At 65.0% G+C, this 15,914-nt stretch carries 17 protein-coding genes and 1 pseudogene; 6 read left to right on the forward strand and 12 right to left on the reverse strand.

What is annotated here, in order from left to right; translation table 11 throughout:
* Position 1: 1 nt before the first annotated feature.
* From IPP28_06275 to IPP28_06285, 3 genes are all read left to right on the forward strand, one after another.
* Positions 2–511: a PH domain-containing protein gene (locus tag IPP28_06275; GenBank protein MBL0040648.1), complete on the forward strand. Its 510-nt coding sequence runs from the start codon at positions 2–4 to the stop codon at positions 509–511.
* The gene (locus IPP28_06280; protein ID MBL0040649.1) at positions 495–1,985 is read left to right on the forward strand and encodes a PH domain-containing protein; all 1,491 of its coding nucleotides are present in this window, start codon (positions 495–497) and stop codon (positions 1,983–1,985) included. Before IPP28_06275 ends, IPP28_06280 begins: the two co-directional genes overlap by 17 nt.
* 184 nt (positions 1,986–2,169) lie before the next feature.
* A complete protein-coding gene (locus IPP28_06285) occupies positions 2,170–2,547 on the forward strand; it encodes a signal peptidase I (protein ID MBL0040650.1) in 378 nt (125 codons plus the stop codon).
* Between the two features lie 67 nt (positions 2,548–2,614).
* Here the strand turns inward: IPP28_06285 and IPP28_06290 are convergent, their stop codons facing one another.
* The 11 genes from IPP28_06290 to rfbB form a co-directional block, all read right to left on the reverse strand.
* Complete coding sequence (locus tag IPP28_06290; protein MBL0040651.1) at positions 2,615–3,628, reverse strand: TIGR00266 family protein; 1,014 nt, start codon at positions 3,626–3,628, stop codon at positions 2,615–2,617.
* Positions 3,629–3,749: 121 nt separating this feature from the next.
* Positions 3,750–5,171, reverse strand: coding sequence for a mannose-1-phosphate guanylyltransferase/mannose-6-phosphate isomerase (locus IPP28_06295; protein MBL0040652.1), 1,422 nt, complete (start codon positions 5,169–5,171; stop codon positions 3,750–3,752).
* Between the two features lie 82 nt (positions 5,172–5,253).
* Positions 5,254–6,174: a hypothetical protein gene (locus IPP28_06300; protein ID MBL0040653.1), complete on the reverse strand. Its 921-nt coding sequence runs from the start codon at positions 6,172–6,174 to the stop codon at positions 5,254–5,256.
* A complete protein-coding gene (locus tag IPP28_06305) occupies positions 6,171–7,214 on the reverse strand; it encodes an SPFH domain-containing protein (protein MBL0040654.1) in 1,044 nt (347 codons plus the stop codon). Before IPP28_06305 ends, IPP28_06300 begins: the two co-directional genes overlap by 4 nt.
* A 77-nt stretch (positions 7,215–7,291) precedes the next feature.
* The gene (locus IPP28_06310; GenBank protein ID MBL0040655.1) at positions 7,292–7,738 is read right to left on the reverse strand and encodes a hypothetical protein; all 447 of its coding nucleotides are present in this window, start codon (positions 7,736–7,738) and stop codon (positions 7,292–7,294) included.
* Positions 7,739–7,949: 211 nt separating this feature from the next.
* On the reverse strand, positions 7,950–8,624 hold the full coding sequence (locus IPP28_06315; protein MBL0040656.1) for an HAD-IB family hydrolase: 675 nt from the start codon (positions 8,622–8,624) through the stop codon (positions 7,950–7,952).
* Positions 8,543–9,106 (reverse strand): hypothetical protein, encoded by a 564-nt coding sequence (locus IPP28_06320; protein ID MBL0040657.1) that lies wholly within the window; start codon positions 9,104–9,106, stop codon positions 8,543–8,545. Before IPP28_06320 ends, IPP28_06315 begins: the two co-directional genes overlap by 82 nt.
* Before the next feature lie 7 nt (positions 9,107–9,113).
* Positions 9,114–10,031, reverse strand: a complete 918-nt coding sequence (rfbD, locus tag IPP28_06325; GenBank protein MBL0040658.1) for a dTDP-4-dehydrorhamnose reductase — start codon at positions 10,029–10,031, stop codon at positions 9,114–9,116.
* Positions 10,028–10,585, reverse strand: coding sequence for a dTDP-4-dehydrorhamnose 3,5-epimerase (gene rfbC / locus IPP28_06330; GenBank protein MBL0040659.1), 558 nt, complete (start codon positions 10,583–10,585; stop codon positions 10,028–10,030). The genes rfbD and rfbC overlap by 4 nt, the downstream gene beginning before the upstream one ends.
* Positions 10,582–11,460, reverse strand: coding sequence for a glucose-1-phosphate thymidylyltransferase RfbA (gene rfbA / locus IPP28_06335; GenBank protein ID MBL0040660.1), 879 nt, complete (start codon positions 11,458–11,460; stop codon positions 10,582–10,584). Before rfbA ends, rfbC begins: the two co-directional genes overlap by 4 nt.
* 13 nt (positions 11,461–11,473) lie before the next feature.
* Positions 11,474–12,529: a dTDP-glucose 4,6-dehydratase gene (gene rfbB / locus IPP28_06340; GenBank protein MBL0040661.1), complete on the reverse strand. Its 1,056-nt coding sequence runs from the start codon at positions 12,527–12,529 to the stop codon at positions 11,474–11,476.
* 70 nt (positions 12,530–12,599) lie between these two features.
* Between rfbB and IPP28_06345 the strand changes: the two genes are divergently transcribed.
* Together IPP28_06345 and IPP28_06350 are read left to right on the forward strand one after the other, a co-directional pair.
* On the forward strand, positions 12,600–13,634 hold the full coding sequence (locus tag IPP28_06345) for a helix-turn-helix transcriptional regulator (protein ID MBL0040662.1): 1,035 nt from the start codon (positions 12,600–12,602) through the stop codon (positions 13,632–13,634).
* A 69-nt stretch (positions 13,635–13,703) separates the two neighbouring features.
* Positions 13,704–14,072: pseudogene (locus IPP28_06350) on the forward strand (hypothetical protein).
* A 136-nt stretch (positions 14,073–14,208) separates the two neighbouring features.
* Here IPP28_06350 and ssb read toward each other — a convergent pair.
* Positions 14,209–14,733: a single-stranded DNA-binding protein gene (gene ssb, locus IPP28_06355; GenBank protein ID MBL0040663.1), complete on the reverse strand. Its 525-nt coding sequence runs from the start codon at positions 14,731–14,733 to the stop codon at positions 14,209–14,211.
* A 249-nt stretch (positions 14,734–14,982) separates the two neighbouring features.
* Here ssb and IPP28_06360 point away from each other — a divergent pair, with 249 nt between their 5' ends.
* A complete protein-coding gene (locus IPP28_06360; protein ID MBL0040664.1) occupies positions 14,983–15,912 on the forward strand; it encodes a polyprenyl synthetase family protein in 930 nt (309 codons plus the stop codon).
* The last annotated feature ends 2 nt before the right edge of the window (positions 15,913–15,914 follow it).

Below are 15,914 nucleotides of genomic sequence, written 5' to 3' on the forward strand. Positions count from 1 at the left end.
CATGACCGAGACAACGATGGAACCGGTGTTGGCGTCGGCGCTCGCGCATGGCCAATTGCCCTTGCATCCACGCATGCGTCTGGTCTGGGGCTTGAACCACGGCGTGGTGTACGCGCTGGCACTCACTGCCGTCCTGGTGCCGCTGTCGGTCAAGTTCGACTGGATGCCGGTGATCGTGGCCGTGCTGCTCGCGCTCACGGCCGGTCTGGGACTCGGCTGGCGCCATGCCGGTCACTACGCGGCGCGCTACGCCGCCTCGCATCTTGGTGACGGCGTGCTGATCCGGCGCGGCGTGTGGTGGCGTAGCGAGCTGTTCGTACCGCGCGCGCGCATCCAGCACACCGAGGTCCATCAGGGGCCGCTGGACCGGCGCTGGGGCATGGCCGGCGTCAGCATCCATACCGCCGGCACGCGGCTCGAGAGCATCACCCTGCCCGGCGTGCCGCATGCCATCGCGCTGCAACTGCGCGACGCCCTGCTGGATCGCCGGATCCATGCCGATGGGGCCTGAGGCGCGCGGCGACGAGCGTCGCCTGCACCCGTTCTCGTGGCTGTTCGTGCTGGTCGCGCAGCTGCGCGAAGTGGCGTTTCCGGCGATCGTGCTGCTGCTGTTCGGTCGCGGCCAGTGGTGGGAATTCCTGGCCATCGTCGGTGCGGTCCTGCTGGCGCTGTATTCGCTGGTCTACAGCTTCGGCTTCCGGTATCGCATCGCCGCCGACGAACTGGTCGTGCGCGAAGGCATCTTCGATCGCACCGAGCGCCACGTTCCGTTTGTGCGTATCCAGAACATCGCGCGCCGCAGCAACCTGCTGCATCGCCTGTTCGGCGTGACTGAATTGCGCCTGGAATCCGGTGGCGGCGTGAAGCCCGAGGCGGTGATGAAAGTGTTGCGCGTCACCGATGCCGATGCGTTGGTGGCCTTGCTGCGGGCGCAGCGTACGGCGGCGAGCGCAGACGTGTCGGCCCATGCCCATGCCAGCGACGTGCTGCTGCGCCTGTCGTTGCCGGAACTGGTGCGTTTCGGGCTCATCTCGAATCGCGGCATGGTCGTCGTCGCCGGTGCCTTCGCGGCCTTCTGGCAGTTCAATCCGACACAGCCCAGGCAGGTGATGCGGATGCCGACGGCCTGGGTCGAGCGGGCCTTCGGCGAAGTCTCGGCGCACCACTACGGCCTGCTGACCATGGTCGTCGGCGGCGCTTCCGTGCTGTTGCTGCTGTTCGCGGCCTTGCGCCTGCTGTCGGTGCTGCTCGCGATCCTGGTGCATCACGGGTTCACGCTCGAACTCGAGGGTGACCGGCTCGGCGCCGGTGGTGGTCTGCTCACGCACGCCCACGGCAGCGCGCGGATCGACCGCCTGCAGATGCTGCACATCGAGGAAAGCCTGTTGCATCGTGCATTCCGACGCTTGAGCCTGAAGACGGACGTCGCCGGCGGTGTGCGTGCGATGAATGACCAGAGCGGCAAGCTGCATTGGCTGGCACCGCTCGCGAGCGCGTCGCAGGTCGATGGCCTGCTCGCGCGCATCCTGCAGGCGCCGGCGCTGGCCGCGCTGCCATGGCGTCCGCTGCATCCGCGAGCGTGGCGACGGCGCGCACGCTGGCCGACAGTGTTCTGGCTCTTCGCGACGGCGGGCCTGACCTTCTGGTTCGGAACGCCCGGCTTGCTGGCGCTGATCGGCGTGCCGTGGTCGGCGTGGTCGGCGCGCGGCTGGGCGGCGTTCACGCGTTATGCGATGGACGATCGCTTTCTGACGTATCGCGAAGGCTGGTGGTCGCGGCGCTACGCCTTGATCGAACTCGACAAGCTGCAGGTCGTGGAACTCAGGCAGAGCCCGTTCGATCGCCGGCACGCGATGGCCAGCATCCGCGTCGACACGATGGCGGCTGATCCACTCGGTTCCGGCATCGACATCCCCTGCCTGCCGATCGCCGAAGCACGTGCCCTGTTCGCGGTGCTGGCACGGCGTTGCGCGGGCCACGGCTGAAAACGGTCCTTGGCCCGTTTTTCCGGCGAATTGCGTGAGCGGCGTTCGCCTACGACCATGTTTCACGTTGTGATTGATCGGATCGACACATTCGCGGATGATCGGACCACCAGCTTCGGCGGCGCGACCGGGGACGGTTCATTTGCTTCGCGTCGAAATCAATTCTTGGGTGGGGGATAGCACAATGGAAGATGGTGGCGGTGGTGGTCTGATAGGCATCGTGATGATGCTGGTCTGGTTGGTAGTCGTGATCGGCATCATCGCCGGCATCTGGAAGGTGTTCGTGAAGGCCGGTAAGCCCGGTTGGGCCTGCCTCATTCCGATCTACAACATTGTCGTTCTGCTGCAAATCGTTGGTCGCCCGATCTGGTGGCTGGTCCTGCTGATCATCCCGATCGTCAGCATCGTGGTCGCGATCATCGTGTCGATCGACATGGCCAAGAGCTTCGGCAAGGGCACCGGCTTCGGCATCGGCCTGGCCCTGCTCGGTTTCATCTTCTACCCGATGCTCGGCTTCGGTGACGCCAAGTACCAGGGCCCGGCCGGCGGTACCGCCAGCTAAGGCTCGTCCGCAATGAAGAGCCCGGCCGAGCGATCGGCCGGGCTTTTTGTTGCTTGCAAAACCGGAATCAGAACCCCCGATCACCCGAGAGGATGCCGCCGAGTCCGCCGAGGACCGAGCCTTCTTCCTTCGAGCCGCCGCGCTGGTAGGCGGCGGCGAACATGCGGCCGGCCATGCGCGAGAAGGGCAGGGACTGCAGCCAGACGTGGCCGGGGCCGGTCATCTGCGCGAGGAAGACGCCTTCACCGCCGAACAGCATCGACTTCACGCCGCCGACCGGAATCACGTCGAACTGGACGTTGCTGGTCATCGCGACCACGCAGCCGGTATCGACTTCCAGGCGTTCGCCGGCCGCGAGTTCGCGTTCGACAATCGTGCCGCCGGCGTGCACGAACACGAGTCCGTCGCCTTCGAGTTTCTGCATGATGAAGCCTTCGCCGCCGAACAGCGCGGTCATGATCTTCTTCTGGAAGAAGATACCGATCGACACGCCGCGTGCCGCGCACAGGAACGAGTCCTTCTGGCAGATGATCTTGCCGCCGTAGTTGGTCAGCGTGAACGGGATGATCGTGCCCGGGTAGGGCGCCGCGAACGCGGCCTTGGCCTTGCCGCTGGTGCCGCTGTGCGTGAACACGGTGGTGAACAGCGATTCGCCGGTGATGATGCGCTTGCCGGCGCCGAGCAGCTTGTCCATGAAACCGCCGCTGGCCGACTGCGCCGAGCCGTCGCCGAACACGGTGTCCATGCGCACGACCGGCTGCTTGTACATCAGCGAGCCGGCTTCGGCGACCGCGCTCTCGCCGGGGTCGAGTTCGATCTCGACGAACTGCATGTCGGAACCGAAGATCTTGTAGTCGATCTCGTCCGCGCGCTGCAGTGCGCCGGCGGCCGGTGGCGGCGGAGCCGTCATCGCGTGCGAACTGGAGGCTGCGAGTTCATTGCACTTCGCAATCGGTATCCACTCGGCGAAACCTTGTCGCCAGCAATGGCCGCTCGGATTGGCGCTCGCTTGCGCGACCGCCGCGGCATGATCGAGCGGACCCATCTGCTGTCCGTTGTAGCTCAGGAACCATTGGTGCATTTGCTTGCCTCCGTCGGTGGAAATGTCATGCAGGAGCGACCCACGGGTCGCGATGCTCTGGTCTTCCGAATGTGATGATCCGAAAGCATCGCGACCCGTGGGTCGCTCCTACGAAATCGCATCAACAACGCCCGTAACGATCTTCGAGGCGCACGATGTCGTCCTCGCCGAAGTAGTCGCCGCACTGCACTTCGATCAGGTGGATGTCGTCGTCGGTCGGATTTTCGAGGCGATGCAGGGTGTCCATCGGAATGTAGACCGACTCGTTCCGGTGCAGCAGCTTTTCCTCGTCGCCGACCCGCACCTTGGCGGTGCCGCGCACGACGGTCCAATGCTCGCTGCGACGGTAATGCTTCTGCAGCGACAGTACCTGGCCCGGCTTCACGGTGAGGCGCTTCACCTTGCAGTCGGGGGCGTCTTCGAGCACGGTGTAACTGCCCCAGGGGCGATGCACGGTGGTATGCAGTTCGGTGGTGCTGTGCTGGCTGCGCTTGAGCGCATCGACCACATGCTTGACCGACTGAGACTGTTCGCGGTGTGCAACCAGCAGTGCGTCTTCGGTATCGATGATCATCAGGTCGGAGACGCCGACGGCGGCGATGATGCGCTTGCCGCCCTGCACGTAGTTGCGCGCGGCACCGACGAACACCGCTTCGCCGAGCCGACGATTGCCGACTTCGTCGCATTCGACCAGATCGCTCAATGCGTTCCACGAGCCGATGTCGCTCCAGTCGAAACTGGCCGGCACGACGGCGCGATTCGTCGCGCGTTCCATCACCGCGTAATCGATCGAGATCTCCGGAATCCGCGCGAACGCGTCGGGGTCGAAGACCAGGCTGTCGTCATCGGTGCTGGCATCGATGCAGGCACGGGTCGCCGCGAGGACCTCGGGGCAGGTCGTTGCGGCGGTTTCGATCAGGGTGCCGACGCGGAAGCAGAACATGCCCGAGTTCCAGTAGAAGCCGCCGGATTCGAGGTAACGCGTGGCGGTGGCGTGGTCGGGCTTCTCGACGAAGCGCTTGACCTCATAGCCGTCGCTGCCGATCGCGGCGCCGCGTTCGATGTAGCCGTAGCCGGTTTCGGCACGGGTCGGCACGATGCCGAAGGTGGCGAGATGACCCTCCGCGGCCAGCTTGTCGGCCCGGCCGACGGCTTCCTTGAAGGCGTCGACGTCGCGGATCAGGTGGTCGGAGGCCAGTACCAGCATCCGCGCATCATCGCCATGGCGGGCCTGGATCTTCAGTGCGGCTGCGATCACCGCCGGCGCGGTGTTGCGTGCGCTCGGTTCGAGCAGGTAACGCGCCCGCGACGCATCGAATTCCGGATGTTTGGCATAGGCGTCGCGGGTGATGAAGGCGTAGTCGCGTCCGGTCACCGTGTACACCGGTGCCCCCGGCGTGGCGACCGCCAGCGCGCGCGCCAGCGTCTTGCCGATCAGGGTGTCGCCGTCGGGCAGGGTCATGAACGGCTTCGGGTACAGCCGGCGCGACACCGGCCACAAACGGGTACCGGCACCGCCGGAGAGAATCACGGGAATCAGCATGCAAGGGGCTCGAATCGGTGCCGGAACGAACCGGAATAATGGGGACGTCGCATCGTAATGCCAGTGCGGTCGCTTGCGTAGTTCAGACCGCCGGCACGACCAGGTTCAGTCGCCGCTCGGCGATACGCAATTGCACGCGTCGTCCGGAGACGAAATCGATGCGGTCGGTCTCGATGCCGTCTGCGAAGATCACGCCGCCCTCGCTCATCTCCGACGCGATCGTCAGCGGCGTGGCTGCATCGACGCTGCCGACATCGAGCGACGCCGCCGTCGCGACCGAGGGCCAGGGTTCGCGCACGAACCAGGCGAGGCGGGCCTCGTCGACCGCCGGCATCGATAGCTCAAGACCGCGCTGCTTGACGATCGAACGCGCCCAGCCGGTGGCGCCGGTGCCGGTCGTGACGATCACGCCCGACGAGGAATGCCGTTCCTCGGCGTCGCCGGCACGCAGTCGGTAGCGCGCGGACTGGTGCGTGATGTGGCCGATGAAGATTTCATTCAATGCGAGCAGGCGCTGGCCGTCGTCGCAAAGCGCTTCGGCGAGCACGCGCGATTCGATCCGCCAGCGTGGATCGCCTTCGATGGTATGCGCGGTAAGTGCCTCGACGTGCTCGGGTGCGTGTCGGCACAACACGCCGTCGTAGCGGGCCGGGTCCGGGTTCACACCGATCGTGTGCTGGCCATCGAGATACTTGGCGACGTTCGCGACCAGGCCATCCTGGCCGACGATGAGCACGAGATCGTCCGGTGCAAACAGGAAGCGGTCGAGGTCGGCGCGCTCGACGCGCGTGTACGGCCGGTCCTGCGGAATGCCCTGCAGTGCGCGCCCCAGACCATGTTCGAGACGTTCGTGCGTGGCCTCGTACCAGTCGATGCCTTCGCCGGTCGAGGCGAGGATGAACTTCGCCTGCGCATACGTGCCGTAGCGCGCGATCAGTTGTTCCAGCGGCGTCGGGCGCGTGATGACGACGACGCGCGCAAGCCGGCGCGGGCGATCGCTCATGTCGCGTCGGGCGGATTGCCGAGCCATTCGCGGAAATGCTGGGCGAGCAGGTCCGGTGTGATGTTGAGATGGCCGATCGTCTTGATGTGTTCGGCGAAGCGCGCCATCACGATGCCGGACGCGGCCTGGCTCGGGGTATTGCGCCAGATCTCGTGGTAAGTCGCGGTTTCTTCCATGCGCGCGGCGCCGAGCACGCGCTGCGACTCGGCCGCGGCTTGCGTGGTCACGGCCTGGCGCTTCGCTTCGGCTTCGGCGATGGCCTGCAGGCGTTCGATCTCGCTGCGCGTCTTCTCGGCTTCGGCGCTGGCGCTCTGGCGCACCTGATTCAGGGCATTGTCGCCGCGCTGCTTGATCAGCAGTTCCTGCTTGCGTTCCAGTTCCAGTTCGGTCGCGAGTTCGTTTTCCTTGATCGCACGTTCCTTCTCGACCGCTTGCGCGCGACGCTGGAAGATTGCCTCGTCGGCCTTGGCCTGAATCGATTCGCGCGCCGGCGTCTGCAGGGCCTTCTCGACATCGGCCATCGGCGCGAGCTGGTCGATCACGACATTGACCAGTGCCAATCCCATTGCGCCGATTTCGGCGTCGGCACGGAACGCCTTCATCAGGGCTTCGCGGATCGCATCGGAGCCGCGGTTCAAGGCTTCTTCGAGCGTGGCCGCAGCGAGAAAACTTCGCGCCGGGGGCAGGGCGCGTTGCGACCACAGCGTCGCGATCGCATCGAGCGGACGTTGCACCCAGGTGCCGGTGTCGGCACCGATCGAGAAGTTCACGCGTGATACCGCGACGGCCGGATCGGCGATGCGATAGACCACGGTGCATTGCACCTTGAGCGCCTGGAAATCGCTGCTGCGCTCGTTCAGCACGAAGGTCGTGGCGATGTCCTCGACCGGCACCTCGGCCAGCGCGGCCGACAGCGGCAGAAACCAGTACGCCAAGCCCGCCCCCGAGCGCGCCAGCTTGCCGTTGCTGAAATGCAGCACGAACTGGTTCGGCTCGGCCCGCAGATGCCGCAGGACGCCGTACTTGCTGATCGTTGCCATGCATCCATCTCCATGAACATGATGTCGATGGTAGTCGCTGGTTGCGCTCAAACGAAGCCCGCGACCCACGCTTCAACTCACTGGGACGAACACACCTGACGGGAATTGCCGCTCGCATCGGTGACCACGCGGCAAACGATTCTCGGAGGGTTGTCGCGTTGTTGCTGCATGGGATCACCGAGTCGCTGCATTTCACGTTCCGCGACCGCACGGTCGTGGGCATCACGCAGTTGCGCCCAGCGGTTTTCGATGCTCGTTACGCAGGCTGAAAACTCGGGGCTCGGGTCCATCAGGTGACGGCCAAGGCAATGATTCACGATGCTGTCGCAGCCAGTCTGGCGTCGCTTCACTTCGGCGACGACGACAGCGCTACGCCTGCTGCTGTTGACCGCCCGACAAAGATCCTTGTCGAGGACATTGGCGATGTCGGTATCCGACATCTTCGCGATAGTCGCCGGGGTCTGGGCGCATCCGCCCAACCCGATCACACTGAATCCGATCACTGCCCAACGGGTGATGTTCATGGAGGCCTCCCAAGACACGCGGGATGCGCGCTTGGATGCCAAAGCTACCCGGTCGGCGGGGTTCCGTCCCGCTCCGGACTCGGCGCGGGCCCGGAGCCGAATCAAATGCATGAATGGGAAACGCCGCCGGACGATGTGCTGCTGGTTCCGGTCAGTCGCAACGGCCGGAAAAAGTCAGGCGTTGCGACGAGTTGAACGGTATTCGGTTTGATCACGCCACTTCCTGCCAACGCATGAACTTGCGATGGGCGAGAGCAAGCAGATCGAGGTCTTCATGGGTATCGCCATAGGCGTGGACTTCCGCATAGCGCGCGAGTTCGTAGCGCTCGCGCACGCGACGCGATTTCTCTCTGTTCACGCACTGCGCACCGGCATAACGTCCGGTCATCACGCCGTCCTTGGCTTCAAGCGTCGAGCTGATCAGTGCCAGCCCGTGCTGCGCGCACCAGTGCTTGAGATAGACATCGTAGGCACCCGACACCACGACAATGGTGTCACCTTGCGCCTTGTGTTCGGCGATGCGCGACATCGCTTCGGGGCGCAACACGCCGGGCAGGACATCACGCGCGAACGCCACGGCCTTGGCTTCATAGTCCGCCTCTGGCATGCCGCGAAATGCCACCCACGCCAACATCGCGCGCAATCGCGAGCCATTCAACAGTCCAGCGCGGTAAGCAATCACAAACGGCATCAGCATCGGCTTGCCGATCCGCAAACGCCACTTCGGCGCCGCGTAATGCAGAAAATCCGGCAACATCTCGCGCGTGGTGATGGTGCCGTCGAAATCGAAGAGGACGAGGGTCTTCACATCACTCCCAGGTTCGCTGTCATGACCTCGCGCACGCTTCCCCGAGTGATGTTTACGGCGTAGCCCGCTGCGACGCATTCGAATGTGGTGTCGTGGAAAGAAAGCACGAAGTGCCGGAAATTTCGGAAGCGTTCGCTGCGATGGTGTTCGTGAACGGAATTCATTCGTTCCAGCGTCCGGATCCAGGACGAAGAAGTAACTTCGAATGCGCCGTATGGCCGCAAACCTCGCTGCGCGAGTGGGTGTCCGGAGAACGCCTCGTCGTTGGGTGGGCCGAAGAATTGTGCGATCGGACGTTCAAAGCGGACAGTCGCGACGTGTTCGTCAGAACTGTCTTCTGTTACCAGTCGAACTGAGGTTCCGTCCCAATCCGGGTCGACGGTTTCGATGTAGAAAGACACTGACAGGAAGCGCTCCGCGGCGAGCATGCACGGGGTCGGCGCGCCAATGGATGATTGAGGGACGTCGGTCAACGCCACGACCTCATCTTCGCCATTCACTGTGTAGGCGGCGCCTACTCGAGGATCGCGCACCGCTTTGCCCAACAATCTTTTCAGCATGGCGTCTTCAACTCATACTCAACTCGCCCATCACTCGCGCCAATCCCTCGCTCCAATCCGGCAGCGTGAGGCCGAAGGTGGATTGCAGTTTGGTGGTGTCGAGCACCGAAACGGCGGGGCGCTTGGCCTTGGTCGGGAATTCGGCGGTGGTGATCGCGGCGACTTCGGGCGCGCGTTCGATCAAGCCTGCGCGGTGGGCGTGGTCGATAATGCGGCTCGCGAAGCCGTGCCAGGTGGTGTGGCCGTTCGCGGTGAGATGGTAGGTGCCGAAGCGGGCATCGTCGGCGCGCGCGCCGTGGAGCGCGTGCACGATCAGCGCCGTGGCTTCGGCGATCAGGCGCGCGGGTGTCGGTGTGCCGAACTGGTCGGCGACGACGGTCAGGCGATCGCGTTCGCGGGCGAGGCGCAGCATGGTGCGCAGGAAGTTGGCGCCGCGCGGGCCATAGACCCAGGCGGTGCGGAAAGTCAGATGTGCCGCGCCCGATTCGCGCAACGCGATTTCGCCGGCCAGCTTGCTGCGGCCGTAGGCGCCGAGCGGGCCGGTCGGGTCATTCTCGCGCCAAGAATTCAGCTCGACACCGTCGAAGACATAGTCGGTCGAGTAGTGCACGACGCGGGCGTCGATGCGTTTCGCCGCGGCACCGATCACGGCCAGTGCGTCGCCATTGATGCGCTGCGCGAGTTCGGGTTCGTCCTCGGCACGATCGACCGCCGTGTAGGCGGCGGCGTTGACGATCCAGCGTGGTCGCGTGGTCTCGATCAGGGTGCCCAGCGCATCGGCGTCGGCGAGATCGATGCGCTCGCAGTCGACGCCGCCCGGCAGCACGCCCTTGCGCGTGGTCGCCACGATCGGGCCAAGCGCGGCCAGCGCGCGATGCAGTTCGAAACCGACTTGGCCGTCGGCGCCGAGCAGCAGGATCGTCACGGCGAATACACCGGCAGGCGTGCCTCGGGAATGTCGGCGAGGAACGGGGCCTTCAAGTCCTTGTCCGACAGTGCGGGTTCGGCGATCGGCCAGTCGATCGCCAGCGCGGCATCGTTCCAGCGCAGATTCGCATCGGCGGCGCGGTCATACGGTGTGGTCACTAGGTAGTGGAACAACGCGTGTTCGCTGGTCACGACGAAGCCGTGCGCGAAGCCTTCCGGCACCCACATCTGGCGCTTGTTCTCGGCCGACAGCACGGCGGCGGTCCACCGCCCGAACGTCGGCGAGCCACGGCGGATATCGACGGCGACGTCGTACACCTCGCCCTCGATCACGCTGACGAGTTTGCCCTGCGGATTCGGCCACTGGTAATGCAGACCGCGCAATACCCCGCGTGCAGATCGCGACATGTTGGTCTGCACGACATTGAAGTCGAGGCCGTGTTCGGCATAACGCGCGCGGTTCCAGCCCTCGAAGAAGAAGCCGCGACTGTCGCCGAAGACATCGGGTTCGATCAGCTTGACGCCTGGCAGCGTCGTGTCGATCACCCTCATCGCATGCCCTCGCCGCGCGCGATGCGCGCGAGGTAGTCGCCGTAGCCGGATTTGGCCAGTGGTGCGGCGATGCGCAACAGTTGTTCGGCATCGATCCAGCCGTTCTGGAAGGCGATTTCTTCCGGACAGCAGACGCGCAGGCCCTGGCGCGAGACGATGGTCTCGATGAAGTTGCCGGCCTCGATCAGCGATTCGTGCGTGCCGGTATCGAGCCAGGCATAACCGCGACCGAGTTTTTCGCAGCGCAGATTGCCTTGTGCCAGATACACCTTGTTGAGGTCGGTGATCTCGAGTTCGCCGCGCGGCGAAGGTTTCAATGCGGCGGCGTAGTCGCTGGCCTGGCCATCGTAGAAATACAGGCCGGTGACGGCGTAGTTCGACTTCGGCTGTTTCGGCTTTTCCTCGAGGCTGAGCACGCGACCGGCCTCATCGAACTCGGCGACACCGTAGCGTTCCGGGTCGCGCACGTAGTAGCCGAACACGGTCGCGCCCTCGGTCTGTGCGGCCGCACGCCGCAGCACGTCGGTGAGGCCGTGGCCGTAGAAGATGTTGTCGCCGAGCACCAGGCAGGACGGCTTGCCGCCGACGAAATCACGCCCGATCAGATACGCCTGCGCCAGACCATCCGGACTCGGCTGCACCGCGTACCGGATGTTCATGCCCCAGGCCGAGCCGTCGCCGAGCAGGCGCTTGAACAATTCCTGCTCGTGCGGGGTGTTGATGATGAGCACGTCGCGGATGCCGGCGAGCATCAGCACGCTGAGCGGGTAATAGATCATCGGCTTGTCGTACACCGGCAGCAGCTGTTTGCTGACCGCGAGCGTAAGCGGATGCAGGCGCGAACCGGCGCCGCCGGCGAGAATGATGCCTTTCATGGTCGTTCCTTGGTTATGCGCTGCCGAGGCGTTCGCCGCGGTAGCTGCCGTCGAGGACGCGACCGCACCAGGCCTGGTGGGCGAGGTACCAGTCGACGGTCCTGGCGATGCCGGATTCGAAGGTTTCGGTCGGGGTCCAGCCGAGTTCGCCGCGGATCTTGCCGGCGTCGATGGCGTAACGACGGTCGTGGCCGGGGCGGTCGCGGACGTAGGTGATCAGGTCGGTGCGTGTCGTGCCGTTCGGGCGCGGGCGGCGCTCGTCGACGAGCCGGATGATCGTGTTCACGACGTCGATGTTCATCATCTCGGCATTGCCGCCGACGTTGTAGACCTCGCCGACACGGCCGCGCTCAAGCACGGTGCGGATGGCACGACAGTGGTCGAGCACATACAGCCAGTCGCGCACGTTCTTGCCGTCGCCGTAGACCGGCAGCGGCTGGTCCATCAGCGCCTTCTGGATCATCAGCGGCACGAGCTTTTCCGGGAACTGGTAGGGCCCGTAGTTGTTCGAGCAATTCGTGGTCAATACCGGCAGGCCGTAGGTGTGATGCCAGGCCCGGACCAGATGATCGCTCGCGGCCTTGCTGGCCGAATACGGCGAGTTCGGGGCGTACGGCGTGTCTTCGCGGAAGGCGCCGGTATCGCCGAGCGAGCCGTAGACCTCGTCAGTCGAGACATGCAGGAAGCGGAAGGCCGACTTCTCCGGCTCGGGCAGTTCGCGCCAGTAGCCGAGCGTCGCCTGCAGCAGGTTCATGGTGCCGACGACATTGGTCTGAATGAAGGTGCCGGGGCCGTCGATCGAGCGGTCGACATGGCTTTCGGCCGCGAAGTTGACGACGGCACTCGGCTGGTACTGCTTCAGCAGCTGCGCGACGAGGTCGCGATCGCCGATGTCGCCCTGCACGAACTTGTGGTGCGGGCTGCGTTCCAGCGACGCCAGGGTGTCGAGGTTGCCGGCATAGGTCAGTGCATCGAGGTTGATGATGCGGTGTTCACCGCCGCCGACCAGGTCCAGCACGAAATTGCCGCCGATGAAGCCGGCGCCGCCGGTAACAAGAAGTGTCTGCATGAATCCGGAGTCCTTGGACAGGACGCCATCATACCGGGACACTGTGGACGACTTGGCTCGGGACGGTGACATGACGGTGGTACTGGCAGCGTTGGCAGGGTTCTCGATCGGGATGGCCGGTCTGCTGGCCGTGGCGATGGGCACGGCCTATCGGGATCTTCCGCTGTCCTGGACCGCTCGCTTCGGCGGTGGGGTGATGCTCGCGGGTCTGGCGCACACCTCCTGGCACCATATCGGGTTCGCGGCTCTGGTCGATGCGGCGCCCGCGCCGATCTATGGTTGGGGGCTCTTCCTGCAATCGCTCGGTTTCTATCTGCTGCTGCGCGGGCTGCTGCAACCGGCTGGCCTGCCGCATCGGCTGGATGGGCTGCTGGTGGCCGCCGTGCTCGGCCTGGCCGAATTGACCCCGCCGACCCTGGCCATCCCGGTGTCGTTGGCGTTGGGGACGGGTTTTGCCCTGCATCTTGCTGCGCTGCTGTATCGCTTGCGGACCACCCGCAGGTGGTTCCGGGTCGAACTTCCAGTGGTCGGTTTGTTCGCGCTGATGGGGCTGATCGTGGCGGTGACCGGCTGGCTGACGCCAGGCACGATCGGCTGGCCGCAGTTCGCGCTGGTGTATTCGCTCCAGATCGCCGCGGCCTTCCTGCTCGTCGGCTGGTTGCTGTTGGCGGTACCGGACCTGGCGAACAAGACCCAGGAAGCGGTGGCGGTCAGTTATGCGCAATCGAGTCTCGGTCGGGTCGATGTCGATGCGGCTTCCGAACGGTTGCGGCAATTGTTCGAGCATGAACGGGTCTACCGCGACGAGGCCCTGAGCCTGTCCAAGGTCGCCGCCCTGGTCGAGCTGAGCGCGCACCAGCTGTCGGAACTGCTCAATGCCCGGTTTGGCCTCGGCTTTTCCCGCTATGTGCGCCAGTACCGCGTCGCGGCCGCGCGGCGCATGCTGGTCGAGGAACCGCGCGCCTCGGTGCTGTCGGTCGGCCTGTCGGTCGGGTTCGGTTCGCAATCGACCTTCTACGTCGCCTTCAAGGACGAGGTCGGCGTGGTCCCGGGCGAATATCGGCGGCGACAACTCGGTCCGGATGCATCATCTGTTCCGGAATGATCGTTTCGGACGACGCCTGGCGTCGCGGCCGCGCATGCTGACCTCCGGTTCATCCAACGGAGTACTGCCATGCTGTCGATTACCGATTCTTCTGCTATCCACCTGGCCTATGCCTGCTATCTGGCCATCTCGGTCGCGCTGACCATCTGGGTGGCGCGGGCGCTGTCCAGCACCGGCGAAACCTTCCTGATCCGCTGCTTCGGCCAGGACCAGGAGCTGGCGCGTTCCACCAACCATCTGCTGGTCATCGGTTTCTACCTGGTCAACCTCGGCTTCATCTGTTATCGCCTCGGCTTCTGGACACCCGGCGAGCGGGACATCGCCGCTGAAGTCACGTCGCGGGTCGGCGTCACCCTGCTGGTGCTCGGCGCCATGCACTTCTTCAACATGGTGATGATCGCGCGCATGGGTCGCACCGTCAGTGCCTGGCTCGCCGAACAGGCCCCGACGTCGGAACTGCCCGATTCGCTGGACTCGGCAGGACCGCGCATGCCGCCGCCCTTGCCCCGCCGCTGAACCCAAACGAAGCGCCCTCCATCCGGAGGGCGCTGGGGCTTGCGTCGATAGGCAGGTTTTAGAACGGAATTTCGTCGTCGTCGAAGGGCGTATTGCTCGGCTGCGGCGCTGCTGGGCGGCTGCTGCCACCGCCGCCGCCGCGATCCGACCCGCCGTAATTGCCGCCACCGCCACCGCCACCGCTGCGCGGGGCGTTGCTGCGTTCCGGGCGTTCGCTGCGGGAGCCGCCGCCTTCGCCGGCGCCCGGCTTGCCGCCAAGCATCTGCATCTCGTTGGCGATGATGTCGGTGCTGAAGCGCTCGATGCCTTCCTTGTCGGTGTACTTGTCGGTGCGCAACGACCCTTCGACGTAGACCTGGCTGCCCTTGCGCAGGTATTCACCGGCGATTTCGGCCAGCTTGCCGAAGAACTTGATGCGGTGCCATTCGGTCCGTTCCTGTTTCTCGCCGGTCTGCTTGTCGTTCCACGACTCGGACGTGGCGATGCGGATCGACGTGATCGCGCCGCCACTCTGGGTGTATCGGGTTTCGGGATCGGCGCCGAGATTGCCGACCAGGATGACTTTGTTGACGCCGCGGGACATGGAAACTCCTTGAATCGAAACGGGCGAGGGCGGGAGCGCCTTCGAGGACCGGCATCTTCGCGCATCGTGCCGGCGGACGAAAGCCGGCGCCGTCGCAAATGCCGTTGCGAAATGTCGGATCAACGGGGCGTCAGCCTATAATCGACGAGTCTCAGATCCTGCGAGTTGTCCGTGTCTGCCATCGCGTCCGCCGCGTCCCCGCTGTTGCCTGTCCGCTTTGACGAAGTCCGTGCCCACGCCGAGCCCGGCATGGCCGAGGTCGATCGCCTCATCCGGCGCCGGCTCGGTTCGGACGTGATGCTGGTGAACCAGGTCGCCGAACACATCGTCAGTGGGGGCGGCAAGCGCCTGCGGCCGATGCTGGTGCTGCTGGCGGCCGAAGCGGCGGGTTATCGCGGCACGCAGCACTTCCAGGCGGCGGCGGTGATCGAATTCATCCACACCGCGACCTTGCTGCACGACGACGTCGTCGACGAGTCCGACTTGCGCCGTGGCCGCCGCACCGCAAACGCGGTGTTCGGCAATGCCGCCAGCGTGCTGGTCGGCGACTACCTGTATTCGCGCGCCTTCCAGCTGATGGTCGAACTCGAGCGCATGCGCATCATGCAGGTGATGGCCGACACCACCAACCAGATTGCCGAAGGCGAAGTGCTGCAGTTGATGCACATCGGCAATCCGGACACCGACGAGGCCGCGTATCTGCGCGTGATCGAGCGCAAGACCGCGGTGCTGTTCGCGGCGGCGTGCCGTGTCGGCGCGATCCTTGCCGACGCGCCGAAAGTCGTTGAAGACGCGCTCGCCGATTACGGCATGGCGCTCGGCATGGCCTTCCAGATCGCCGATGACGTGCTCGACTACGTGTCGGATGCCGACACGATGGGCAAGAACGTGGGCGACGATCTCGCCGAAGGCAAGCCGACGCTGCCGTTGATCCACGCGCTCCAGCATGCCGATGCGGAATCGGCGCAGACCATTCGCCGCGTCATCGAAACCGGTGGCCTCGATTCGCTCGACCGAGTCATCGGCGCGATCCGCGACAGCGGTGCGATCGACTACAGCGTCGCGCGCGCGCAAGGCTATGCCGATGCGGCGCATCGCGCGTTGAACGCTTTGCCGGACAGCGTCGCGCGCGCAAGTCTGGACACGCTCGCGCGCTATGCGATTTGCCGCGATCACTGAAT

This window comes from Lysobacterales bacterium (assembly GCA_016721845.1).
Taxonomy (GTDB): Bacteria; Pseudomonadota; Gammaproteobacteria; order Xanthomonadales; family Ahniellaceae; genus JADKHK01.